Here is a 23625-nt window from a genome sequence, read left to right on the forward strand (position 1 = left end):
GGCGCCACCCGCGCCGCCGGTGGCGGCTACTTGAAAGCCGCCCCGACCAGGCCGCGGGTGGCGGCCACGAGCTTCATCGGATCCTTGGACCCGGCCGGCGGAACATAGACCGCCACCGACTCGGCGAAGTTGAGCACCATGCCGGTGCTCGTCTCCTTGCCGCCGGCCAGGGCAGCCGCGTCGTCGCCGATCGTGAGCTTGTCTCCCTCGGCCTTCGGAGTGCCGTCGAAGGAGAAGTTCAGGCGGCCCAGGACCAGCGCCCCGCCGTCGGCCGTACGGAACACGACAGTGTTCTCGGGGGCTACCTTGTGCGTGAAGGCAAAGGTGCCGTTGACGCCGGACGTGACGACGTCGGCCTGGTAGGCGAGGGTGTCGGCGATGTACGGGGAGGACTGGCCTTCGACGAGCTTGTCCTTGAAGGCGGAGTCGGCCTTGGTCAGGCGGTCACCCAGCCCGGCGAGCGCTTCCTCGCCGCTGTACAGCAGGCCCGACTTGTCTGAGGGTGCCAGCGTCTCCGTGCCGCCCCGCCCGATCGCCGGGAACGTGGCTCCGGGCTGCAGCGGCGTGCTGCTGACGAGCTTGTAGTTATCCCGCGGGGAGGCCTGCGTCAGGGTCAGCACCTGCGGGACAACGTTGCCTTCGCCCTGCGTCACGGCCATGACGGACCGGGGCCAGCTGCGCTTGTTGGTGACCACGGTGGTCAGGAGCTTCGTGGAGCGGACCGGCATCCGGGCCTCGTAGGAGCCCACCTGGGACCGGATCTTGTAATTCTGCGTACGCACCTCGAGCTCGGACTGTGCCACGCGCGGCTGCAGCTTGGCGGCGTCTTTGGCCGCGTCGCCGGCATCGACGGCACCGGCAACCTGTTCAAGGACGCGGCGGAACTGGGCGTCCAGGAGTACCGGGGCATCGGCGGCCTGGTCCGGACTGGAGGTGCCCGGAGTCGCACTGGCGGAGGCAGGGGCACTGGCAGCCGGAGCACTGGATGCCGGGGCGCTGGCGCTCGGCGAGGGGACCGGCGTCTGGCTGGCCTGGGCTGCCACGGAGGTTCCGGTGACGGCGGCGGCCGTCAACACGGCAACCACGACGCCGGTTCGGCGTGCGGTGCGGGCACCCCGCTTCTGCTCGGGCACAGTTTGTTCACGCAGAGTTTGTTCACGCACGGTTTGTTCCGGCGTGGTCTTTTCAGGCGTGGTCTTTTCAGGCGCGGTCTTTTCAGGCGTGGCCGGCTGCGGCGCGGTGTCGGGGGCAGTCTCTCCAGGGCCGGCCGGCAGCGTGCCGCCGGTTGAACCCCGGCTCCCGCGGCGTGCCGCGGCCTTGGCCTGCGCGCGGCGGGCGAACGGGCTGCCTTCACCCCCGCCGGTCGGGGTGCCGGAGCTCCGGTTGCCGGCCTTGGGCTTGAGGACCAGCAGTGCCACGCCGGCGATGATCAGCAGGCCGCCGAGCACCATGAACGGAATGGCCCAGGGCGTGGAGGTGTCGTTCGGGAAGGTCATCGTGATGGTGCTCGGGGCGGGCTTGGTGCCGTCCGTTGCGAGAAGGAGGGACCAGTCGCCGTCTGCCGGCGCGTTCCAGGAATAGTTCATTTCACCGCTGGCGTTTTCGGTGGTGACCCAAAGATCCGATCCGGCGGGCGACGGCGCGGTTGCTTCGCCGTCGGTATGCGTCAGCTGCAGCGCCGTGCCGTCGTCGGACACGCCGGCGACCGTGTTGTGCGCGGTCTTGCCCACCCAGGCGTTGACGTCGTCCGGGCGTCCTGCCGCCAGCATGAAGCTGCCCTCGCCCTTGACGTTGATCTTCACGGTCCCGGGGTGCAGCGTCCTCAGCTTCTCGTCGAAGACGGTCAGCGGCGCCGCAGTACCGGCCGGAGCGGTGGCCGTGATGGTCTCCGGAGGAGCCCAAAAGGTCTTCTGGCCAATTCCAGCCAGCAGTGTCAGGAGGCCGAGCAGCACCAGGGCGACTGCAGTCTTGAAACGCAAAATACACCAATCATCAGCGGACACGTAGCTTCAATAGTAACCGTTTTGTTACCCGCGAGTCAGATCGGCGGCCCGGCCCGCCCCCGTCCGGGGCCCCCGCGCCGGCGCCCCGCCCTTGAGCTGACAAGCCTGCTGATAGTGTTTGCGGTGATCATCACACCAGCGCAGCCGCCATGGCGCCGCAGAGAATTAAGGGCATTCACCGCAGTGACTGAAGATACGGATTCGTCCTCCGCAGGACCGGAAGAAGCCCAGGAATCCGGCAGCCAGAAACCTGCCCCGCAGCCGATTGCCTCCCGCCCCCGGGTGGCCGCCGCCGGCGTGCTTTTGTCCTTGGCCCGGCGGTTGCGTCAGCCCCTGCCGGGAGCCCAGCCGCGGCTCCGCTTCGAAATGCCTCCGGAGCACGAGGCCGGGGACGAAGGGGCAGCCGAGGCCGGTGACGCCGGACGCTTCGGCAGCCCCGGCCCCCGGATGTCCGCCCAGCATCCCCTATATATGGGCTTCATGGGCACGGTGGGCGTAGGCGTCGCACTCCTGGTCTACTGGATCGGCTCGAATACCACCCAGCTGCTCCTGTGGATCGTCACGGCGCTGTTCATCACCCTCGGACTGGACCCGGTGGTGCGCTGGCTCGAAGGCAAGAACGTCCCCCGGGCCGCCGGCATCCTCATGGCCGTTGCCACCCTGGCCCTCGCGGTCGCGGCGTTTTTTGCCACCCTGATCCCCACGATCGTGCAGCAGGTGACGCAAATTGTGCAGCAGGCGCCGAAGTGGGTCCAGGAGTTCGTTGACTCGGACTTCTTCCGGAGCATTGACCAGCAGTTCGGCATCCGGGACCGCATCACGCAGGAGCTCGAGAAGTTCGTCAACAACCCGGATGCCATGGGCGGAATCTTCGGCGGCGTTGTGGGCTTCGGCTCCACGGTGGCCAACGGGCTGTTCGGCGCGCTGATCGTGCTGGTCCTGAGCCTGTACTTCCTCGCGGCTTTGCCCGCCATGAAGAAATGGGGCTACCGGCTCGCGCCGCGCTCGCGCCGCCACCGGGTTCAAGCCCTGTCGGAGGAAATCACCGGCTCGGTGGGCAACTACGTGATCGGCCAGGCCGCTGTGGCGGTACTGAACGCCACCTTCGCCTTCATCGTGATGTCGATCATCGGCGTGCCGTTCGGAACACTGCTCGCGTTCGTCGTGGCCCTACTGGCGTTCATCCCGCTCGTGGGCGGCATGATTGCCGGCTGCCTGGTGACACTCGTTGCGCTGACGGCCGGCTGGCAGACGGCGCTCGTGTTCGCCATCTGCTACTTCGCCTACCTCCAGTTCGAGGCCTACTTCATCTCGCCGCGGATCATGCAGAAAGCCGTGGCAGTACCCGGTGCCGTCGCCGTCATCTCGGTCATCGCCGGCGGCAGCCTGCTCGGCGTGCTCGGCGCCTTGATCGCCATCCCCACTGCGGCGGCGGTCCTACTGCTGCTCAAGGAGATCTTCATCGCCCGCCAGGACAACCGCTAAGTCGTTTTCACACCGGAAAAGGACAGCCGCACCGTGGATCCACGGTGCGGCTGTCCTTTTCCGGTGCGGTTTTGATCAGGCGTGCGCCGTGGCCACCGGCCCGTCCCATTCCTGCGGCAGCACGGTTCCGGCGCTTCCGGTTCCGGCACTGCCTCTCGCGGCGCGTCCAGGGAGGACCTCGTCCACGATTTCGTTAAGCACGCGCCCGGCGTACTTTTCCCCCACCCACAGGTGCTTGGCGCCCTCGACGCCTACCACTACGGCCTGCGGGACGACGGCGAACCTCTCCGCTGCCGCCGCGGGCTGCAGGTAGTCGTCGTGTTCGGGGACCAGCACCTTGATCGGTTTGCCGGCCTCGGCCCACTCCTTCAGGTGCACGTCCGTGGCCCGGTGCAGCGGGGGTGAGAGCAGGACAGCCCCCCCGATCTCCGAGGCCACCGGCTCCGTGGCGCCGTACATGAGGGCGAGCTCGGTACCGAAGGACCAGCCAACGAGCCATCGGTTCGGCAGGCCGCGGTCCACTGCGAACCGAACGGCGGCCTCGACGTCGAGCCGCTCGCCGACGCCTTCCTCGAAGGCGCCCCCGCTGGTCCCCCGCGGCGAGGACGTGCCCCTGGTGTTGAAGCGCAGCACGGCGATCCCGGCCAGGGCCGGCAGCCGGTAGGACGCCTTTCGGTAGACGTGCGAGTCCATGAAGCCGCCGTGCGTCGGCAGCGGGTGCAGCGTAATGAGCGTTGCCTTGATCTCGCCCGATTCCGGGACCGCCAGCTCGCCCACCAGGCGGTGTCCGTCCGAGGTCCGGAGTTCGACGTTCTCGCGGCGGGCCGGCAGGACGGTGGAAGCGCGGATGGGGGTGGGCGCGGACGGCTGGGTGAAGACGTACGACGCCGGATCAAAAGTCATGCTGACAAGCTTAGCTATAACGCTTGGCGATACCTGTTACCCCTACCCGTCAGCGGTACCAGTACGTCCGTGACCGCCAGCAGTTGCTGTGCCAGTGCCGGCGCTCCGCGAGGCCAGCGGCGGCGCCAAAGAGGTGGTCCTCGGACCAGACCACCAGGTGGGCGATCCCGGGCAGCACGGCCGTGGAGCAGCCGGGGCAGATGTAGGTTTTCTCGGCACGGCTTGCGGTGATGGAGCGGACCATCCATTCGCCGTCCGGTGCGCTCTCCCGGCGGGCAAAACCCGAGCGTGCGCGCTCCAGATCAAGTTCCGGCGCCGGACCGTTCCTGGCTCCGTGTTTGGCACCGGAGCCTGATTTTCCTGACACGGTCTTTCCTGACACTGTGCGACGGGGTCGGTTGGAACGTGGCATGGTTCCATTCTGCCCCAGCCCGGCTGCCTCCCTGCTCCGCCGGCACAGACGGTAGAGTGGACCGGGTGCGTTTAGTCATAGCCCGTTGCTCCGTCGATTATGTCGGCCGCCTCAAAGCCCACCTCCCGCTGGCCACCCGGCTGTTGCTGGTCAAGGCCGACGGCTCGGTCCTGGTCCATTCCGACGGCGGGTCCTACAAGCCGCTGAACTGGATGAGCCCGCCTGCCTCGCTGCGGGTCTCCACCCCGGACGAGGTCGACGTCGAGGTCGGCGTCATCGAGCAGTGGACGGTCCAGTCCGCCAAGACCGATGACCGGCTCATCATCAACATCCATGAGCAGCTGCACGACACCTCCCACGAACTGGGCCAGGATCCCGGCCTGATCAAGGACGGCGTCGAGGCGGACCTCCAGCGGCTGCTGGCCGCGCAGATTGAACTGCTCGGCACAGGGTTCTCCCTGATCCGCCGCGAATACTTCACCGCGATCGGCCCGGTGGACATCCTCGCCCGGGACGCCGACGGCGCCACCGTGGCCATTGAGCTCAAGCGGCGCGGTGACATCGACGGCGTCGAACAGCTCACCCGCTACCTGGAACTGCTCAATCGGGACCCGCTACTGGCACCGGTCCGGGGGATCTTCGCGGCCCAGCAGATCAAGCCGCAGGCCAAGGTCCTCGCCAAGGACCGCGGAATTGACTGCGTCACCCTGGACTACGACGCCATGCGCGGCGTTGACGACAGCGAGTCCCGGCTCTTCTGAGTACGCCCCGCGGCAGGCTTTTCCGGGCGCAGATTCGCGTTAAGGGATTCTTTGCACAAAATTTATGCAATTCTCGCTTGCGCCCGTTGACCTGACGCAAGTGTCATGAAATTCTTATACGAGTCTTTGTGTAGGTGTTTTTTCATGCTCGCAAGACATGTTGCGAGCGTGAAGCTCCTGCCGCCACGGTCCGGGATCCGGGCCCGAAGCCAAGGTTCTTCTCGCAGAGTGACCAAGGCCGGTGTGAAGTGCGCCGGACTTATTCAAGATCCACAATGAGGAGAAACAAATGGCACAGGGAACCGTCAAGTGGTTCAACGCAGAAAAGGGCTTCGGCTTCATCACCCCGGATGACTCCGATGGCGATGTCTTCGTTCACTACTCCGAGATCCAGACCGGCGGATTCAAGACCCTCGACGAGAACCAGCGCGTTCAGTTCGAGATCGGCCAGGGCGCCAAGGGCCCCCAGGCTACCGGCGTGACGCTGGTCTAGTCTCCCGCAGGGAACTGCTACGGCAATTCCCGCAATAAATGATCCCCGGCATTAGTGCCGGGGATCATTTTTTTGCATTGTTGGGCGCCCTGCATTGTTAGGCGCCCTGCATTGTTGGGCTCCCTGTTTCGGCCGCACTGCTTTTGCGCGGGCGCCGCTGCGGCGGAACCAATGCTCGTCCGAATTGCCGCGCCGCAAATGCGCTAGCGCACCAGGGTCCGCAGCAGGCGTGCGCTCTGCCGGACGGATAACCCGGGAAGGTACGCCCGGCTCAGGGCCCTGCCCATCGCGGGCAGCTGCAGCGGATCCTGGTAATACAGGTACAGCGTGCGGTAGTCGGGTTTGAAGCGCGATTTGAAGGTTGCCAGCGACCGGAAGCCGTAGACCGGCTCCAGGGCTCGGCCCACGACGTCGAGGATTCCGGCCAGGCCCTCCGGTCCCGCGTCGCCGCGTCCGCCGTCCCCCGGCCCCGCGTCGCCGTCCCCCGTGCTTCCTCCCCCCGGGCCACCGCCCAAGGCACCGCCGCCGTCGTCGCCTTCCCGCTCCCCCGCATCGTCTCCGGAGCGGTCCTTGGCCAGCGGTGAGCCGGACAGGGAGATGACCTCCACGGTGCGCTTGAGCTCCTGGACGGCGGAGGCGATGAGGAACTCCATGACGCCGGGGAAAGCGTCCCCGCGCCGGCGCATGAAGTCCAGGGTCCAGCTGACGATCCGCCCGTCCTCGAACACCGGCAGCCAGCTGGTGACGCCGTGCACCCGTCCCGCGGCGTCCACGGCCAGGCAGCAGAGCACCTCGTCGTCGTCGAGCTCGTCCATGCTGCCGAGCGTGAAACCCATTTCGGGGACGTGCTTTTGAGCCGCCCATTCTTCGGAGACCTCGCTGAGCTGGGCGCGCAGCGGGGCCGGAAACCCGCTGTAGCGGCCCCAGACGGCCCGGACGCCGGTCTTCGCGGCACGGTTCAGGGCTGTGCGGACGTTCTGCCATTGCTTGCCCTTGAACTCGAGTTCGCGCACCGCAAGCCTGGTTTCCTGGGCCACGGCCACCCTGCGGAAGCCACGGGCACTCAGCATCGGCCAGAGACCGTCGGTGCAGGAGTAGAAGCACGGGATCAGGGCGTTCTCGGCGCAGTAACGCATGAAGCCGGCCGCGGTCTCCTGATGGAGCGCCGCGGGTCCGAACGGTCCGGCCAGCGTCAGGGCAACGTTGCCGTGCTGCTGATAGGCGATCCCGCCGCGACGGTCCGGCGTGAACCAGTATTTGTTCGGTTCCCAGAGCGCCATCCAGGACAGCGAGTCGCCGCCCTGGCGGATGAGCTCACGGGCCGTGTCCCGGTCCCAGGAACCGACGTCGGTACTGTTCATCCCGGTACCGTGAAGCCGCCGCCGCAGGACCAGCCAGACCGCGGCCAGGGCGACGCCCCAGAAGATGATGCCGGCATAGGCGAACAAGAAGGCCTCGACGGCGTTGCGGTTCTGGAACAGCCGGCTGTAGGCGCCGGGAATGGGCAGCGGCAGGTACTGCCGGGCCAGTTCCGCCACCAGGCCCAGCGGTCCGCCGTCGCGGTCCATCCCGCCGGCCGCCAGCCACGCCCCCGTGTAGGCGCCGGTGAGCGCCAGCCACGTGCCGCCGACCACAAGGGCCAGGGTCCGCCGTGCCTGCGGAGCCGTCTCCACCCTGAATTGCCGCCGGTTGAACCAGAGCAGCACCACGACCAGCAGCGGAACGGCCACGAGCGGGAGGACGTGGACGAAGCCTGAGCCCATCACGGCCGGGCCGGGCCGGTTGGGATAGTGCGGAATGCGGGCGAACAGGGCGAGGTACACGGCGGCCAGGGCCGTCACCCCCAGCTGGACAATGATGGCGATCCGCAGGGCAAGCCGGCGGCCCTGCCGCATGCCGTCCGCGCAGATCAGCAGGAGGACCACCGGGACGACCGCCAGCGCGAGGCCGAGCGGACCGGCGAAACCGGCACGGCCGGCCTCCAGGCAGTTGACGTCAACGGTACCGCCGCAGTTTTCCTCCAGCTGGCTCAGCGTGGGCAACGGGTTCAGCACGACGTCGCGCAACAAGGCAAGGGGCCCGGTGGGACTGCTGACAACGGCAGTAAGGATCGGTCCCACCGCGAAGATGGTCACCGTGAGGGCCAGCAGGTTCCGCGTTTCCCGTCCCGTTGAACGGTGGCGGTGCAGGGTGCCCCGGTCGCCCTGGATCCACCAGCCCGCGGCCAGGCCGGCGAGTGCCCCGCAGAGCCCCACCACAGTCTCCGCATGGCCCACGTAAAGCACCAGCAGTAGGGAGACGGACACGACGGCGGTCCGCAGGCGTCGTTGCCATAGCGTCGGCAGAAGCGCGCTGGCCGCCAGGACGACGGCAAGGACGGCCGCGTAGGGGCCGATCAACCGGGCGCTGACCATGAGGCCCAGCCAGCCGTCGCCGAGGTACCGGGCAAGCTGCGTGATCAGCAGGAACAGGGTCACAGCCGCGAACTGGCCCACGAAGAAGAACACGGCCGTCCGGAGCGTGCCCAGATGCCGCTCGGCGAGGCCCAGCAGCAGCAGGATCATGAGCGACGCGGCGAGGTAGGCCAGCAGATTGGTGGCGAAGAACAGGGAGGTGAACAGCGACCACCAGTGCCCTGCCTTCAGGCCCGGGGCGCTGACGGAAGCAATGGGCAGCAACGCGTGCGGCGGCCCGGACAGGAAACTGCCCGTGAGCGCCCCGATGGCAAGGAAGGCCGTGAGGACTGTCAGAGTGAACGGTACAGCCCGGAAATGCGCCAGCGTCCGGCGCACGCCCTGCTTCCAGACGCCCAGCCATGATGCGTCCACAGGCGCTAGCGCCAGGTGCCGACGCCGATGACCGGTCCGGCCTCAAGCCAGGAAGACAATCCCGTGTAGGCGTCGAACCGCATCGCAAGAAGGACCTCCTGGCCTTCGTAGCGAAGCTCCACGATCACGGCGTCAGGCTGGACCTTGAGGAGCTCTGATTCGGTGGGCTTGCGCCGGCCCAGCAGCTCCAGTGAGCTGCGCCGGAAGGTGTGCTTGGGACGGACACTCAGTGAGACCAGCCGGAACCACTCGAGCTCGTTGTCCTGATAACGACAAACCCCCATCTGCCAGCTTTTTCCAGCCGTGCAGATGGAGGCGTCCACCGTGCCGAGGGCACGCCGCAGATTGAAGCGGCGCACCCCCGAAAGACACAGTGCAAAGACCAGCAACGCAAACGCAGTTGCCAGGACGATGAACGGCAAACCAATATCGTTCATCAAGGTCGTGCTAGCGGATCCCCGCAGTAGCCGCTTCGCCCATTTGGGCGTTGTCAGCAACAATGACCACCCTGTTGTTGTCGACGGAGAAGAACCCGCCATCAACAACTACAGAGATGCGGTCACCGGACACCGGCTCGATTGCCAGCTCACCTTCGGCCAGAATCGCCAGCAGGGGCGAGTGGCCGGGCAGGATTCCGATTTCACCATCGCTGGTGCGGGCCTTGACCATCTTGGCCGCTCCGGACCACACGAAGTGGTCCGCTGCGACAATCTCAACCTCAAGCTCAGCCATATTACTTGGTCTGTTCCTGGATCTTGGCCCACTGGCGCTCGACGTCGTCCAGGCCGCCGACGTTGAAGAACGCCTGCTCTGCTACGTGGTCGAGGTCGCCGTCGCAGATCGCGGTGAAGCCTTCAACGGTGTCCTTGATGGACACGGTGGAGCCTTCGACGCCGGTGAACTGCTTGGCGGTGTAGGTGTTCTGTGAGAGGAACTGCTGGATGCGGCGTGCACGCGACACGACGATCTTGTCTTCTTCAGAAAGTTCGTCAACGCCGAGGATGGCGATGATGTCCTGAAGTTCCTTGTTCTTCTGCAGGATCTGCTTGACGCGGACGGCCGTGTTGTAGTGGTCGTGGCCGATGTACTGCGGATCCAGGATGCGGGAGGTCGACGTCAGCGGGTCAACGGCCGGGTACAGACCACGGGAGGCGATTTCACGGGAAAGTTCCGTGGTCGCGTCGAGGTGTGCGAAGGTCGTGGCCGGAGCCGGGTCGGTGTAGTCATCTGCGGGAACGTAGATGGCCTGCATCGAGGTGATGGAGTGGCCCTTGGTGGACGTGATGCGCTCCTGGAGGAGACCCATCTCGTCAGCCAGGTTGGGCTGGTAGCCCACGGCCGAGGGCATGCGGCCGAGGAGGGTGGAGACCTCGGAACCTGCCTGGGTGAAGCGGAAGATGTTGTCGATGAAGAGCAGCACGTCCTGGTTCTGCACATCGCGGAAGTACTCCGCCATGGTCAGGGCGGACAGTGCCACGCGCAGACGCGTTCCCGGCGGCTCGTCCATCTGGCCGAATACAAGGGCGGTGTCCTTGAGGACGCCTGCCTCTTCCATTTCGACCCAGAGGTCGTTACCTTCACGGGTACGCTCGCCGACACCGGCGAACACCGAGGTGCCACCGAAGTTGCGGGCAACACGGGTGATCATTTCCTGGATCAGCACGGTCTTGCCGACGCCGGCACCACCGAACAGACCGATCTTGCCACCCTTGATGTACGGGGTGAGGAGGTCGATCACCTTGATGCCGGTTTCCAGCATCTCCGTGGAGCCTTCCAGGGTCGCGAAGGCGGGAGCCTTGCGGTGGATCGGCCAACGTTCGGTGATCTGGAGTTCGGACTCGGCAACGTCGAGGGGCTGTCCCAGCACGTTGAAGATGTGTCCCTTGACGCCGTCGCCCACGGGCACGGAGATCGGGGCACCGGTGTCCACCACGCTGGTACCGCGGACAAGTCCGTCGGTGGCCTGGAGGGAGATGGCACGGATGAGGTTGTCGCCCAGGTGCAGGGCAACCTCAAAGGTGATGGTCTTGGTCTCACCGTTGAGAGTGATCTCGGTGGTGAGTGCGTGGTAAATCGAGGGGATTGCGTCAGCCGGGAATTCGACGTCGACAACCGGGCCAATAACACGTGCAATACGGCCGGTAGCACCGGACGTTGCGGCTACGTGTTCGGTAGCAGTGGCAGTCATCTCTCTCACTTCACTCAGTAGATGGCGTGGGGTTAAGTTTATCTTTTAGTGCAGGTACAGCTGGATCCGGACCCGGGCTGGCTAGGACGCGTTCAACGCGTCGGCACCGGCCACGATTTCGGAAAGCTCCTGCGTAATTTCAGCCTGGCGGGCAGTGTTGCGCAGACGCGTGTACTTCTTGATGAGGTCCGTCGCATTGTCGCCGGCGGACTTCATCGCCCGCTGGCGGGCTGCGAGCTCGGAAGCTGCTGCCTGCAACATGGCGGCGAAGATACGTGATTCGATGTAGCGCGGCAGCAGGGCATCGAGAACCTGCTCCGTTTCCGGCTCGAACTCGTAGAGGGGCAGCAGGTCCGATTCGGACGCGGCCGTCTCTTCGACAACTTCGAGCGGCAGCAGACGGACGACCGTCGGCTCCTGGGTCACCATCGACTTGAAGCGGGTGTAGACGACGTGGATTTCGTCGACGCCGCCCTCTTCGTAGGCGGCGGCGAAGTCAGCCAGCAGTGCCTCGCTGACTTCCCGAGCGGTCGCGAACTCCGGTGCATCCGTGTTGCCGGTCCATACGCGGTGGTACGGACGGTTCCGGAAGTCGAAGTACGCCTGCCCCTTGCGGCCGACCAGGAACGTCTTGACTTCCTTGCCTTCCTCGTGGAGCAGCTCGTTGAGGCCTTCGGCCTGCTTGAGGACGCTCGCCGAGTATGATCCTGCGAGGCCACGGTCCGAGGTAATAACCAGGACGGCGGCCCGGCGGATCTGCGCCGGCTCGGTGACCAGCGGGTGGTCAATTTCGCTCTGGCTTGCGACAGCAGAAACGGCACGCGTAATCGCGTTTGCGTAAGGCAGTGAAGCTGCTACGCGTGCGCGGGCCTTGCCGATGCGCGAGGTAGCGATCAGTTCCATCGCCTTGAAGATCTTGCGCATCGACGTCGTCGAGCTGATCTTCTGGCGGTAGACCCGGATCTGGGCTCCCATACTTATCCTTTCCTAAGATCCCGATGGCCGGGACTGCCGGAACCCGTGCGGGTCCCGGCAGTCCCTGCCAGCGAAACTAGCGCTTCTGCTTGACGATTTTTTCCTGGTCGACCTGATCCTCGCCGATGGGGGCGTGCTCCTCGTGCCCCGCACCGACCAGGAGGTTGTCTCCCTCGCCGAAGAAGCCCTTCTTGAAGTCCACGATCGCGGTCTTCAGTGCTTCTGCGGTGTCATCGTCCATGACGTTGGTCTGAGCCAGGGTCGTCAGGATGGAGGACTTGTGCTTGAGGTGCTCCAGGAACTCGGTCTCGAAGCGGTTGATGTCTTCAACCGGAACGTCGTCGAGGTAGCCGTTGGTGCCGGCCCAGATGGAGACGACCTGGTTCTCGACCGGGAACGGCGAGTACTGGCCCTGCTTGAGCAGTTCCATCAGGCGTGCACCGCGGGTCAACTGCTGGCGCGATGCTGCGTCGAGGTCCGAGGCAAACATGGCGAAGGCCTGCATGTCGCGGTACTGGGCCAGTTCCAGCTTCAAGGTACCGGAGACCTTCTTCATGGACTTGACCTGGGCGGCGCCACCGACGCGGGAGACGGACACACCGACGTCGACAGCGGGGCGCTGGTTGGCGTTGAAGAGGTCCGACTGCAGGAAGATCTGGCCATCGGTGATGGAGATCACGTTGGTCGGGATGTAGGCGGAAACGTCGTTCGCCTTGGTCTCGATCAGCGGCAGGCCGGTCATCGAGCCTGCACCGAGCTCGTCGGAGAGCTTGGCACAACGCTCCAGCAGACGGGAGTGCAAGTAGAAGACGTCGCCCGGGTAGGCTTCGCGTCCCGGCGGGCGGCGCAGCAGCAGTGACACTGCACGGTAGGCCTCGGCCTGCTTGGACAGGTCATCGAACACGATGAGGACGTGCTTGCCGCCGTACATCCAGTGCTGGCCGATTGCCGAGCCGGCGTACGGTGCCAGGTACTTGAAGCCTGCGGGGTCGGACGCGGGGGAAGCCACAATCGTGGTGTATTCCAGGGCGCCGTTGTCCTCAAGGGTCTGACGGACGGCCGCGATCGTGGACGCCTTCTGACCGATGGCGACGTAGATGCAGCGGACCTGCTTGGTGACATCGCCGGAAGCCCAGTTGGCCTTCTGGTTGATGATCGTGTCGATCGCGATTGCCGACTTGCCGGTCTGGCGGTCACCGATGATGAGCTGACGCTGGCCGCGGCCAATCGGGATCATCGCGTCGATGGCCTTCAGGCCGGTCTGCATCGGCTCGTGAACCGACTTGCGCTGGGTCACGCCGGGCGCCTGGAGTTCCAGGGCACGGGTGGTCTCGGCCTTGATCTCGCCGAGGTCATCGATGGGCTGGCCCAGCGGGTCAACCACGCGGCCGAGGAAGGCGTCGCCGACCGGCACGGACAGAACCTGTCCGGTGCGGTGCACTTCCTGGCCCTCTTCGATTCCGGTGAAGTCACCGAGTACGATGACGCCGATTTCGCGGACGTCGAGGTTCTGGGCCAGGCCCAGCGTGCCGTCTTCGAAGCGAAGCAGCTCGTTCGCCATGACCGAGGGAAGGCCCTCAACACGGGCGATGCCGTCACCTGCGGTTGTTACACGGCCGACCTCTACGCGCTCTGCGTTTCCGGGTTCGTAGGACGCCGCGAACTCGTTCAACGCAATACGGACGTCGTCGGCGTTGATGGTCAATTCGGCCATCTGCAGTCCCTGCTCTCCTGTTTTCGTGATCATCGTTGCACACGATGACCGGGGTTTCTTGTCGTTAGGTTGTGCTTGTCCGGCTAGCTAAGCAAGCTGACGCTGGAGTTCACCCAATCGGCCGAGGACGGAAGCGTCAACCACTTCATCCCCCACCTGGATCCGGATCCCGCCGATGAGTGCAGGATCAACGTTCATGTTGATCTTGAGCTCGCGCCCGTAGAGGGCGTTCAGCCCCACCTGCAGGCGACTGGTCTGGGTCTCCGTCAGCGGACGGGTGACGCTGACCGTTGCAATCCAGCGCTGCTGGCGCTTGGCGGCAAGCTCGGCGAAGCGGCCAACGAGCCTGGTGACCTTGAGACCACGCGGAGCCGTGACGGCCTGTCCGATCAGGACCTTCGCTTCCTTGCTCGCACCAGGTACGAGCTTCTCGGCGAGGGTCACCTTGGCGGCCGGGCTGGCCTGCGGCTCGGACAGAGCGCGCTGGACCTCGTGGCTGGACTCGACGGAATGGTTGAAGGCGAACAGATCGTTCTCCAGCGATTCCAGTCCGGTGAGTCCGGAGGCAGAGACTGCCGACTTGTTCTCGGCAACAGCGATGACCACCGAAGCGGCAAGAGTCTCGAGTGCATCGCCGATATCCCGTGCCGATGCCCAGCGGGAGCTGGCCAGTCCGCCCGCGATCTCAACAGCGTCGGCGGAAACTTTCCCGCCAAAGAGCTGCTTGACCAGCGCCGACTTTTCGTCACCGCTGCGGGACGGGTCAGTCAGGGCGCGGCGCAAGCCAGCCGAGCTGTCCACCGTACCCAGGATGCCGAAGAGTTCTTCTGCCAACTGCAGCGACGCGGAGGGAAGCTTGGCTTCCAGGGCCGCCAGCGCAGCGGCCAGCGATTCGCTCGATACACCTGCCATTACTTAGCTACACCCGCGTTCTGGTTCTCCAGATCTGCCAGGAAGCGGTCCACCACTCGGGCCGACCGTGCGTCGTCGCTCAGGGCCTCGCCGACGATGCGGCTCGCCAGCGTCGTGGCCAGCGTGCCGACCTCCGCGCGGAGGGACACAACGGCCGCCTGGCGCTCGGATTCGATCTGCGTGTGAGCCTGTGCGGTGATGCGGGCGGACTCGGCTGCCGCCTTCTCCTTCAGCTCGGCCAGGATCTGGGCACCTTCGGCGCGTGCTTCCTCACGGATGCGGTTGGCTTCGGTGCGGGCATCCGTGAGCTGCTGCTTGTACTCTTCGAGTGCTGCGGAGGCCTCGGCCTGGGCCTTTTCAGCCTTGGCGATGCCACCCTCGATGGCCTCGGCCCGCTCTGCAAAGGTCTTCTCGAACATCGGGACAACGTACTTGACCACGATGTACATGAGGACAGCAAAGCCGGCGAAGACGACAAGCATCTCCCAAGGATTGGGAACGAGGGGGTTCGTACCGCCTTCGGTGGCGGCTGAGATGATCGCTTGATGCATATTTCACCCGTCCTTATCTACTCGGTTCTGGATGTTCGGTTTGTTCTGTTTACTTGAGAACGAACGCGAAGACCAGGCCAAGGATGGCGAGGGCTTCAGTCAGCGCGAGGCCGAGGAATGCGATCGGCTGCAGGACGCGCTGGGCTTCCGGCTGACGTGCCACACCGTTGATGTAGGCGGCGAACACGAGACCCACACCGATACCACCGCCGATGGCGGAGAGGCCGTAGCCGATGAGGTTGAGGGAGCCGTTGATGGAGCCTTCCATTTTTCTTCCTTTCAAGATGCCACCCATGTGGCAGGTTGTTTGGGTTGCTTCATCCCCGTGAGGGGAAGTCTTTTTGTGCCGCCGGCCGTGTGCCTCAGGCGCTGAGCCTTGCGGCGGTACGCCCTGCGGCGCTGTGCCTAGTGGCTGTCGGCGTGCAGCGCGCCTTCGATGTAGATCGCGGTCAGCAGCGTGAAGACGTAGGCCTGCAGCACCATGATCAGCGCTTCGAGCATGTACATGGCGATGGCGCCGCCAAGGACGAGTACGGACGCGCCCTTGAGGAGGACATTTTCCTGCATTACCAGGAACTCAATGCCCGCACCGGAGATCATCATGATCAAGTGGCCGGCCAGCATGGTAGCGAACAGACGGAGGCTGTGCGTGACCGGGCGGACCAGGAAGTTGGAGATGATCTCGATCGGGACGACGATCGGGAGGATGTACCACGGGACGCCGGACGGAACCGTGGCCAGCTTGAAGTACTTCAGGCCGCTCTTCTTGATGCCGACGGCGATCCAGGTGATGTACACGATCGCTGCCAGCACGTAGGCGCCGCCGACGTGCGAGAAGGTCGGAAGCTGGATCACGGGGATTGCGCCGTAGATGTTGTTGACGAGGATAAAGAAGAACAAGCTGAACAGCAGCGGGACATACTTCATGAAGTCCCTGCCGCCGATGATGTCCTTGGCGATGCCGTTGCGGACGAAGCTGTAGGCGGCCTCGCCTGCGAACTGCAGCTTGCCGGGAACGAGCTGCTGCTTCCGCGCAGCGATCACAAAGAATGTAGCGATAATGACAACCGACAGGATTACCAGCAGCATCTGCTTGGAAAATCCTTCGGCTGCACCCCACGGGATGATAGCCGGCAGGTGAAGTTCTTCAATTCCAGGAGGCGTGAAGGTTCCAGAATCTTGGGCCGGGAGCGCAAGCGCGATCAACGCGTTTCCTCTCTGCAGTGTCCATCATTGGGCGTTGGGCGGGGACCGGCGACATTGCTGCCCGCCTCTCCCCCTGTGAAATTATTTGGCATTACTGTTCCTCGTCCTGGGACGGGCCACGTGCAGCATTGCCGTCATCAGCTGAAGTTCTGTTACTGGTGAGGCCGTGCATATGAGAAAGATAGAACCCTCCCGCAGCTCCAAGCAGAGCGCCTGCGAGCACAATCCAGCGGGTTCCCCACAGATTATCCAGTCCCCACCCTATCAAACTCCAGACGATGATTCCGCCAACAATGTAGCTAAAGACGGCGATTCCGGCGTTGTATCCGCCGTCGCTGCCGTCCATGGATACACCGGGGGCACCGGCTGTGGTTTTGGGTGTTTTGGCGACCTTATGAGACGGTCCGGCAAGCGGCTTGCGGCCGGTTTTGCGGCTAAACATCGGTGCCGCCTTTTCGGGGTTCGGGATCGTTGTAAATCTGGAGCCTGGCCCTGCTGAAACCGTAGATCTCGGCCGCCTGCCAGGACACCACGGTCACGACGGCGCCGATCAGGAACCAGCGGCCGTGCAGCCAGGCCGGAGCTCCGATGACGAAGAGGACCACGGCAAAGCCGACGACCTTGACGAAATACGTCGCGACGAACAGTCCGATCGCTCCGGAGGGGTTGTTGCGGCCGACGAAGTGGCCCACCGCGAGGCTGATGGCGAAGAACGCCATCACCAGGGCTCCCCCGAAGAGGGAGGACCAGAATCCCACGGCGCCGTTGAAGAAGAAGGCGGTGACGCCGGTCAGCAGCAGGGCGGCGGCGGACGCAGCGGAACCCATGGCCAGCAGTCTCAGCCACAGGGATTTTGTGGGGCCGGAGACACCAACGGGTCCGTTGCCGGAAGCGGATTCCGGTTCGGCGTTGGAGGTCATCAGATCCCAATCGTCGCGTGCGTAGTACAGGTCTTGGTGGGCGGCGAAGCACCGCCACTGAATTCTACATTAGATAGAAATTATTCTGAAAATTTCCTGTGAGCGAAGCGTCACGGTCTATTCCGGCGTGCCGGCGATCTGCCCCGGCCCGCGCTGCCGCAGGTACGGCCAGGCGGTCACCACGGCCATGATTGCGGCGGCCGCCAGATCGACGGCGAGCACTATGTGCCACGGGAAGATCGCGAACGCGAGGCCGCCGAACGCCAGGATGCAGGTCCACAGGTACATCAGCACCACGGCGCTGCGGTGGGAGTAGCCGATGTCGAGAAGTTTGTGGTGCAGGTGCCCTCGGTCCGCCGACCACGGCGAGCGGCCCAGCGCGGTCCGCCGCACGACGGCCAGGCACAGGTCCAGGAGCGGCAGGAACAGCACGGCGAACGGCAGGAGGATCGGGATGATCGTGGGAATGCCGTTGGCCCGGTCGTAGAGCCCGGAGCTGATCTGACCGGTGGACACGACGCCTGCCGATGCCATCAGCAGGCCGATCAGCATGGCCCCGGAATCACCCATGAAGATCTTCGAGGGAAACCAGTTATGCGGCAGGAAGCCGACGCAGCTGCCCACCACAATGGCCGTCAGGAGGGTGGCCAGGTCCGAGCGGTCCAGCAGGACGGCCGTCCGGTGGACCCAGTAGGCCGTCAGGAAGAAGGCCGCTCCCCCGATGATCGCCACTCCCGCGGCGAGGCCGTCCAGTCCGTCGATGAAGTTGAACGCGTTCATGGTGGTCACGATCAGCCCGGCCGTCAGGACGATACTCACGGCCTCGTTCTGAATCACGAACGGTTCCGGGATGAACGGGATGATCGTCATCCGGACTCCCCAGATGGCCACGACCAGCGCCGCGGCGCTTTGGCCGATCAGTTTGACCCACCATCGCAGATCCAGCAGATCATCCGCGACGCCGACCAGCACGATCACGGTGGCCCCGGCAAGGATCCCCCAGGGCGCGGTGTTGTTGCGGAAAATGTCCTTGACGAAGAACGATGTGCTCGCCGTGACCAGGGCCACTAGGACCCCTGCGAAGATGCCGAGGCCGCCGAGCCTGGAAATCGGCCTGGAGTGCATGTCGCGGCTACGGATCGGTGAATAAAGTTCCAGTTTGTTGCCCACAAGCCGGGCACCCCATGTGGCCGCGTAGCTCACGATCGCTGCCGTCAGCATCATGAGCAGATACATGATCACGGGAAGACCACCAGTCCTGAGCCATCGGCACAATCACAGGCGAAGGCATGACCCGGCGGCATGCTCCGCAGCACCGGAGGCACCGGTGAGCTGCGGATATGGGGTGGATTCAATTGCCGTGGAACTGTCGTTCGAAAAATGAAACTTCTCCGTCGCCGTGCACAGGGCAGGCAGTGCGTAGTGCCTGACAGGGCTGTATTACAGTGGACTCTAGTCAAGATACTAATGCCAACGGCCACCTGTCTTCGCGTCACACGGCCCTCCGCCGGCGGGAAAACCACTGACGGTCGTGCTGAAAGGACCCCGCGATGACCCCCTCGGTTGCAGTCGCTGCCGTGACGTTCGACCGTCCCCGGGAGCTGGCAGTCCTGCTGGACGCCATCAACAACCAGACCGCTGCGGTGCGCTCCATTTGCCTCGTCGACAGTGGCACCGTGCCCTCCAAGGATGTCGCCGACCGGCACGCCAACGTGGACTACGTCCGGTCCGAGGCCAACCTCGGCGGCGCCGGCGGTTTTTCGCTGGCCATCCTCAAGGCCGTGGCCAGCGGGGCTGACTGGATCTGGATGATGGACGACGACGCCGAGCCCGCCGACCCGGAATGCCTCGCCACGCTGCTCCGCGAAGCGCAGGCCCGGGACCTGGACGCCGTGGTCCCGCTCGTGGTGGCCCCCGGCCACCCGGACCGGCTGTCCTTCTTCTTCCGCCTCAACGGCAAGGTCACGCACGAGCGCGCGGAGGTGGAGAAGGTCGGGTTCCTGCCCGGCGACGGGCACTTCTTCAACGGCGCCCTGATCCGTTCCGATGTCTTCTTCAAGGTGGGCCTGCCGGACATGCGCCTGTTCATCCGCGGCGACGAGGTGGACTTCACGCTCAGGCTTCGGAAGGCCGGGATCCGCTTCGGCACCGTCACCACCGCCGCCATCACCCACCCGCACGCGTTTTCCGAAACCAAGCACGTCTTCGGCGCACGGTGGCACGTGATCGTCCCGGACTCCGCCTTCAAGCGCTACTTCTACTACCGGAACCGCGGCTACATGATCCGCCGCCATTTCCGCGTCAAGTCCTTCATTGCCGACGTAGGCGGCTACCTCGGCTACTTCCTGCGCAGCGGCGACGTCCGCGGCCTCGCCGACTGGTTCCGCGCCTTTTCCACCGGGCTCCGCGGCAAGGGCTTCGGCCCCCTGGAGGACCAGAAGTTCTGACCCTTGCCGGGTCCGCCGGCGCTACGGCCGTGCTACGGACGCCGCGCTAAGGCTGCCGGCGCAGCCGCCGGCGCAGCAGCAGGCCGAGCAGCACCCAGGGCTCGCCGAACACCCGGTAGGCCACCCGCTGCGGGTGGAGCATGAGCCGCCAGGCCCATTCGAGCCCGAGCCGCCCGATCCAGCGCGGGGCCAGCTTCTGGACACCGGCAATCTGTTCAATGGCTCCGCCGACGGCGCAGTAGACGGCGGGCGGGAGCATGGCACGCCGCCGGGCCAGGACTTGTTCCTGCAGCGGCATGCCCAGGCCCAGGAGCACAAGCTGCGGACGTAGCCGGGAGAGCCATTCGATGGCGCTTTCCTCAAGGTCCCGGTTCCAGCCTTCGCCGGGCATGCCGTCGACGCGCGCGCCGGGAACGATTTCCCGCAGCCTGGCCACGGCGCCGGCGTTGGCCACGGCGCCTGCGCCGATCACGGCAATCCGCTCGAGGCCCTCGACGTTGCCGAGGGCGGGAATCCAGTCGGTGGACCCCAGACGGTAGTCCATCACCGGGCCCCGGCCGTCGTCGTCTTCGCCGGTCTTGGCCCAAAGCCACAGCACCGGGGCGCCGTCGATCAGCACCACGTCGCTGCGCTGGTAGAACGACCGGAAGGCGGGGTCGGAGTGCAGCAGCGTCACGCTGTGCAGGTTGTGTCCCACCACAATGCGGGTGCTGCCCTCGGCGACGTACGTGCTCAGGACAGCGGTCAGCTCTGAGACCGTGAGGGGGGTCGCCTCGACGTCGAGGAAGGGGACGTGCTGGCGCTCCAGCGTCATGCGGAGCCGGATCCCGCGCCCGGCGCGTCGCCGGGCTCAGGGACAGCTGCCTCGGCTGCAACGGCGTCGGCGTCCACAGACGCCGCAGCCTCGGAGCCGTCCACCGGTGCAGCAGCTTCCGGGGCGTTGCCGCCGACGTCCACGAGGTCCGGAACCACGGCACGCAGGCGTTCGAGGCTGATGGCTCCCTGGCGGACCACGCGCAACGGCAGGGCGGTCGCGTCCACGATGGTCGAGGCGAGGGCCTCGGCGCCGCCGGCGGGCCGCGGGCCGCCCTCAAGGTAGACCTCCACGGATTCGGCCAGCTGGGCTTCGGCGTCCGCGGCGGTCTGCGCCGCCGCGTGCCCTGTGCGGTTGGCGGAGGACACGGCAAGGGGTCCGGTAAGCGTCAGGAGGTCCTGCGCGATCTCGTCAGCCGGGATCCGCAGGGCCACAGTCCCCTTGGTCTCGCCGAGATCCCAGTCCAGCGACGGCTGGGCATGCAGGATCAGGGTCAGGCCGCCGGGCCAGAAAGTCTCGGCCAACCGCCGCGCCTCAGCGGGAACTTCCGTGGCCAGACCGTCCAGGGCATTGAGCCTGGGGATCAGCACGGGCGGCGGCATCTTCCGGCTCCGGCCCTTGGACGCGAGCAGCAGGGTCACGGCCAGGGGTGAAAAGGCGTCGGCGGCAATGCCGTAGACCGTGTCCGTGGGGAAGACCACGCACTTGTTCTCACGGATGGCCCGCTGGGCGTGTTCGAGTCCTGCGGCGCGCTGCTCAGCTGCCGTGCAATCGTAGCTAGTCGTCACTGGCCTATTCTTTCATCACTTGTCACACGATTCGGACGGTGTCTGCCGACGCTGTCAGATCTGACACTGTCAGCACAGCGCTGGTCGCACGGTCCTTGCCATTGAGGTCCCGGTGCGTCGTCACCTCGGACCATTTCCCGGTGCGGGTGAGCATCGCGGCGATCCATTCCGACTGCACTTCAGCGTGCTCCATCACGAAGTAGCCGCCGGGGACCAGCAGCCGGGCAGCCGAGGCGGCCGCCGCCGTCGGAAGTTCCATGCCGTCCGCTCCCCCGCCGTACAGCGCCTCGGGCGGGTCGTGCAGCGCCACTTCCGGTTCGTTCGGGATCGCTTCAGCGGGAATGTAGGGCGGGTTGGAGACGACGACGTCGAACGTGCCGTTGTGTTCCGGCAGCGCGTCGCGCAAGTCGCCGCGGACGAGGTGGACGCCAAGGGGAGCCAGGTTTTTCGCCGCCCAGGCGTGCGCGAAGACGCTGTATTCCACCGCATGGACCTCGGCGCCGGGGATCTCGTGCGCGATCGAGCCTGCGATCGCACCGGATCCGGTGCCCAGGTCCACCACTTTGGGGTGCGCCATGCCCTGCAGCCGGTCAATCACCAGTTGCACCACGGATTCGGTTTCCGGCCGCGGAATGAAGACGCCGGGGCCAACGGCGAGTTCGAGGTAGCGGAAGTGCGCCACGCCGGTGATGTGCTGCAGCGGTATCCGTTGCGCCCGTTCGGCGACGAGGTCGGCATACCCCTCCGGTGCCGGGGCGTCGCCGAGCATCAGTGCGCGCAGCCGGCCGAGCCCGACGCCGAGCAGGTGCTCGGCCAGGAGCTCGGCGTCAACGCGCGGGCTGGGCACGCCGGCCGCGGCCAGGACCTCGGTCGCCTCGCGGACGGCCTCCGCAAGGCTGGGACCATTGCCTGCTGTCATCACGTGGTGCCCCGGGGCCTATTCGCCGATGGCGTCGAGCCTGGACTGCTCGTCCAGTTCGATGGCCGACTGGATGACCGGTTCCAGGTCACCGTTCATGACCTGGTCCAGGTTGTAGGCCTTGTAGCCGGTGCGGTGGTCCGCGATCCGGTTTTCCGGGTAGTTATAGGTGCGGATGCGCTCGGAGCGGTCCATGGTGCGGATCTGCGACTTGCGCTGGGCAGAGTTCTCGGCGTCGATCAGCTCCTGCTGGTGCGCCAGGATGCGGGCGCGCAGCACGCGCATGCCGGCTTCGCGGTTTTGCAGCTGCGACTTCTCGTTCTGCATGGCCACGACGATGCCGGTGGGAAGGTGGGTGATGCGCACGGCCGAGTCGGTAGTGTTCACGGACTGCCCGCCGGGACCGGAGGACCGGTAGACGTCGATCTTGAGGTCGTTCTGGTTGATCTCGAGTTCCTCGGGCTCGTCCACTTCGGGGAGCACCAGCACGCCGGCGGCCGAGGTGTGGATGCGGCCCTGGGACTCGGTCACGGGGACGCGCTGGACCCGGTGGACGCCGCCTTCGAACTTGAGCCGCGCGTACACGCCCTCTGCGGGGTCGTTCGAGTTGCCCTTGACGGCCATCTGGACGTCCTTGTAGCCGCCAAGGTCCGATTCCGTGGCGGAGATGATCTCGGTCTTCCAGCCGCGGGATTCCGCATAGCGGCTGTACATCCGCAGGAGGTCCGCGGCGAACAGGGCAGCCTCGTCGCCGCCTTCGCCGCCTTTGACCTCAAGGATCACGTTGCGGGCATCGTCCGGGTCGCGCGGGATCAGCAGCCGGCGCAGTTTGGCCGCAGCCGTCTCCAGCGCAGCCTCCAGCTCGGGTACCTCAGCGGCGAACTCGGGGTCCTCGTCCGCCATTTCCTTGGCAGCGGCCAGGTCATCGCGGATGCCTTCCCAGCGGTGGTAGGCCTCCACAATGCCGTTCAGCTGAGCAGAACGCCGCCCCAGTTTCCGGGCCAGCCGCTGGTCAGCATAGACAGCAGGATCCCCAAGCTGGGCCTGGATAGCGTCATGCTCATCCAACAGGCCCTGTACGGACTCAAACATTTTCAAAACCTCTTTCGACTCTCTCAAGTCTAGTAACGCGACAGCGAAGGTGGGCAAACAGCGAAGCCGTTCGGTTTTTGCCGCCACAGTGAGCGGGCGCATCGGCCCCTGCGCCGCGCGGGTTTTCCGCCCCGGGAGTGGCATCGGGCCTGCCGAAGCGTGGAGGCTCAGATCCGCAGGATCGAGCCTCCACGCGAAGGGGCGGGGGCGGAAA

General features: G+C 65.6%; 24 protein-coding genes. 4 read left to right on the forward strand and 20 right to left on the reverse strand.

All coding sequences use genetic code 11. The features are described from left to right. Positions 1-26: 26 nt before the first annotated feature. Complete coding sequence (locus ABD243_RS20105; protein ID WP_344368173.1) at positions 27-1979, reverse strand: hypothetical protein; 1953 nt, start codon at positions 1977-1979, stop codon at positions 27-29. Positions 1980-2186: 207 nt separating this feature from the next. Between ABD243_RS20105 and ABD243_RS20110 the strand changes: the two genes are divergently transcribed. Continuing rightward, entirely contained in the window at positions 2187-3488 is a 1302-nt protein-coding gene (locus tag ABD243_RS20110) for an AI-2E family transporter (RefSeq protein ID WP_344368174.1), read from the forward strand. 75 nt (positions 3489-3563) lie between these two features. On the opposite strand, the gene ABD243_RS20115 is transcribed toward ABD243_RS20110, so the two are convergent. Both ABD243_RS20115 and ABD243_RS20120 read right to left on the reverse strand, forming a co-directional pair. Beyond that, on the reverse strand, positions 3564-4391 hold the full coding sequence (locus ABD243_RS20115; RefSeq protein ID WP_344368175.1) for an alpha/beta hydrolase: 828 nt from the start codon (positions 4389-4391) through the stop codon (positions 3564-3566). 49 nt (positions 4392-4440) lie between these two features. Then, positions 4441-4803: an ATP/GTP-binding protein gene (locus ABD243_RS20120; protein WP_116766483.1), complete on the reverse strand. Its 363-nt coding sequence runs from the start codon at positions 4801-4803 to the stop codon at positions 4441-4443. A 65-nt stretch (positions 4804-4868) separates the two neighbouring features. On the opposite strand from ABD243_RS20120, the gene nucS reads away from it, so the two are divergent. Both nucS and ABD243_RS20130 read left to right on the forward strand, forming a co-directional pair. After that, positions 4869-5564 carry an endonuclease NucS gene (gene nucS / locus ABD243_RS20125; protein WP_116766621.1) on the forward strand — a complete coding sequence of 232 codons (696 nt, stop codon included), beginning with the start codon at positions 4869-4871 and terminating at the stop codon, positions 5562-5564. A 289-nt stretch (positions 5565-5853) separates the two neighbouring features. Further along, positions 5854-6057: a cold-shock protein gene (locus tag ABD243_RS20130; protein ID WP_011692441.1), complete on the forward strand. Its 204-nt coding sequence runs from the start codon at positions 5854-5856 to the stop codon at positions 6055-6057. A gap of 203 nt (positions 6058-6260) precedes the next feature. Here ABD243_RS20130 and ABD243_RS20135 read toward each other — a convergent pair whose 3' ends face one another. The 13 genes from ABD243_RS20135 to ABD243_RS20195 form a co-directional block, all read right to left on the reverse strand. Continuing rightward, the gene (locus tag ABD243_RS20135; RefSeq protein WP_344368177.1) at positions 6261-8885 is read right to left on the reverse strand and encodes a bifunctional lysylphosphatidylglycerol flippase/synthetase MprF; all 2625 of its coding nucleotides are present in this window, start codon (positions 8883-8885) and stop codon (positions 6261-6263) included. A gap of 5 nt (positions 8886-8890) precedes the next feature. After that, complete coding sequence (locus ABD243_RS20140) at positions 8891-9322, reverse strand: DUF2550 domain-containing protein (RefSeq protein WP_091253406.1); 432 nt, start codon at positions 9320-9322, stop codon at positions 8891-8893. 10 nt (positions 9323-9332) lie between these two features. Further along, a complete protein-coding gene (locus ABD243_RS20145) occupies positions 9333-9617 on the reverse strand; it encodes a F0F1 ATP synthase subunit epsilon (protein WP_091253404.1) in 285 nt (94 codons plus the stop codon). Position 9618: 1 nt separating this feature from the next. Then, entirely contained in the window at positions 9619-11073 is a 1455-nt protein-coding gene (atpD, locus tag ABD243_RS20150) for a F0F1 ATP synthase subunit beta (protein WP_091253402.1), read from the reverse strand. Positions 11074-11154: 81 nt separating this feature from the next. Continuing rightward, entirely contained in the window at positions 11155-12048 is an 894-nt protein-coding gene (locus tag ABD243_RS20155; protein ID WP_091253400.1) for a F0F1 ATP synthase subunit gamma, read from the reverse strand. Positions 12049-12124: 76 nt separating this feature from the next. Further along, positions 12125-13762 (reverse strand): F0F1 ATP synthase subunit alpha, encoded by a 1638-nt coding sequence (gene atpA / locus ABD243_RS20160; RefSeq protein ID WP_091253590.1) that lies wholly within the window; start codon positions 13760-13762, stop codon positions 12125-12127. An 87-nt stretch (positions 13763-13849) separates the two neighbouring features. After that, a complete protein-coding gene (locus tag ABD243_RS20165; protein WP_344368179.1) occupies positions 13850-14674 on the reverse strand; it encodes a F0F1 ATP synthase subunit delta in 825 nt (274 codons plus the stop codon). Then, entirely contained in the window at positions 14674-15225 is a 552-nt protein-coding gene (locus ABD243_RS20170; protein WP_116766911.1) for a F0F1 ATP synthase subunit B, read from the reverse strand. Before ABD243_RS20170 ends, ABD243_RS20165 begins: the two co-directional genes overlap by 1 nt. Positions 15226-15274: 49 nt before the next feature. Continuing rightward, complete coding sequence (gene atpE / locus ABD243_RS20175; RefSeq protein WP_003804776.1) at positions 15275-15493, reverse strand: ATP synthase F0 subunit C; 219 nt, start codon at positions 15491-15493, stop codon at positions 15275-15277. Between the two features lie 137 nt (positions 15494-15630). Further along, positions 15631-16431 (reverse strand): F0F1 ATP synthase subunit A, encoded by an 801-nt coding sequence (gene atpB / locus ABD243_RS20180; protein ID WP_116766910.1) that lies wholly within the window; start codon positions 16429-16431, stop codon positions 15631-15633. Positions 16432-16522: 91 nt separating this feature from the next. Beyond that, complete coding sequence (locus ABD243_RS20185) at positions 16523-16777, reverse strand: hypothetical protein (protein WP_344368203.1); 255 nt, start codon at positions 16775-16777, stop codon at positions 16523-16525. 88 nt (positions 16778-16865) lie between these two features. Further along, entirely contained in the window at positions 16866-17351 is a 486-nt protein-coding gene (locus ABD243_RS20190) for a Cg1360 family ATP-synthase-associated protein (protein ID WP_344368181.1), read from the reverse strand. A gap of 117 nt (positions 17352-17468) precedes the next feature. After that, on the reverse strand, positions 17469-18593 hold the full coding sequence (locus ABD243_RS20195) for an MraY family glycosyltransferase (protein WP_344368182.1): 1125 nt from the start codon (positions 18591-18593) through the stop codon (positions 17469-17471). A gap of 308 nt (positions 18594-18901) precedes the next feature. Here ABD243_RS20195 and ABD243_RS20200 point away from each other — a divergent pair, with 308 nt between their 5' ends. Beyond that, the gene (locus tag ABD243_RS20200) at positions 18902-19798 is read left to right on the forward strand and encodes a glycosyltransferase (RefSeq protein ID WP_344368183.1); all 897 of its coding nucleotides are present in this window, start codon (positions 18902-18904) and stop codon (positions 19796-19798) included. A gap of 46 nt (positions 19799-19844) precedes the next feature. On the opposite strand, the gene ABD243_RS20205 is transcribed toward ABD243_RS20200, so the two are convergent. Genes ABD243_RS20205 through prfA form a run of 4 tightly spaced genes read right to left on the reverse strand, consistent with a single transcriptional unit; the run spans position 19845 to position 23411 of the window. Beyond that, positions 19845-20612 carry a WecB/TagA/CpsF family glycosyltransferase gene (locus ABD243_RS20205; RefSeq protein WP_344368184.1) on the reverse strand — a complete coding sequence of 256 codons (768 nt, stop codon included), beginning with the start codon at positions 20610-20612 and terminating at the stop codon, positions 19845-19847. After that, positions 20609-21400, reverse strand: a complete 792-nt coding sequence (locus tag ABD243_RS20210; RefSeq protein ID WP_344368186.1) for an L-threonylcarbamoyladenylate synthase — start codon at positions 21398-21400, stop codon at positions 20609-20611. The genes ABD243_RS20205 and ABD243_RS20210 overlap by 4 nt, the downstream gene beginning before the upstream one ends. Before the next feature lie 22 nt (positions 21401-21422). Continuing rightward, positions 21423-22319, reverse strand: a complete 897-nt coding sequence (gene prmC / locus ABD243_RS20215; RefSeq protein WP_344368187.1) for a peptide chain release factor N(5)-glutamine methyltransferase — start codon at positions 22317-22319, stop codon at positions 21423-21425. Positions 22320-22337: 18 nt separating this feature from the next. Next, positions 22338-23411, reverse strand: a complete 1074-nt coding sequence (gene prfA, locus ABD243_RS20220) for a peptide chain release factor 1 (RefSeq protein ID WP_091256683.1) — start codon at positions 23409-23411, stop codon at positions 22338-22340. Positions 23412-23625: the final 214 nt, after the last annotated feature.

It is taken from the genome of Arthrobacter humicola (assembly GCF_039531445.1).
Taxonomy (GTDB): domain Bacteria; phylum Actinomycetota; class Actinomycetes; order Actinomycetales; family Micrococcaceae; genus Arthrobacter; species Arthrobacter humicola.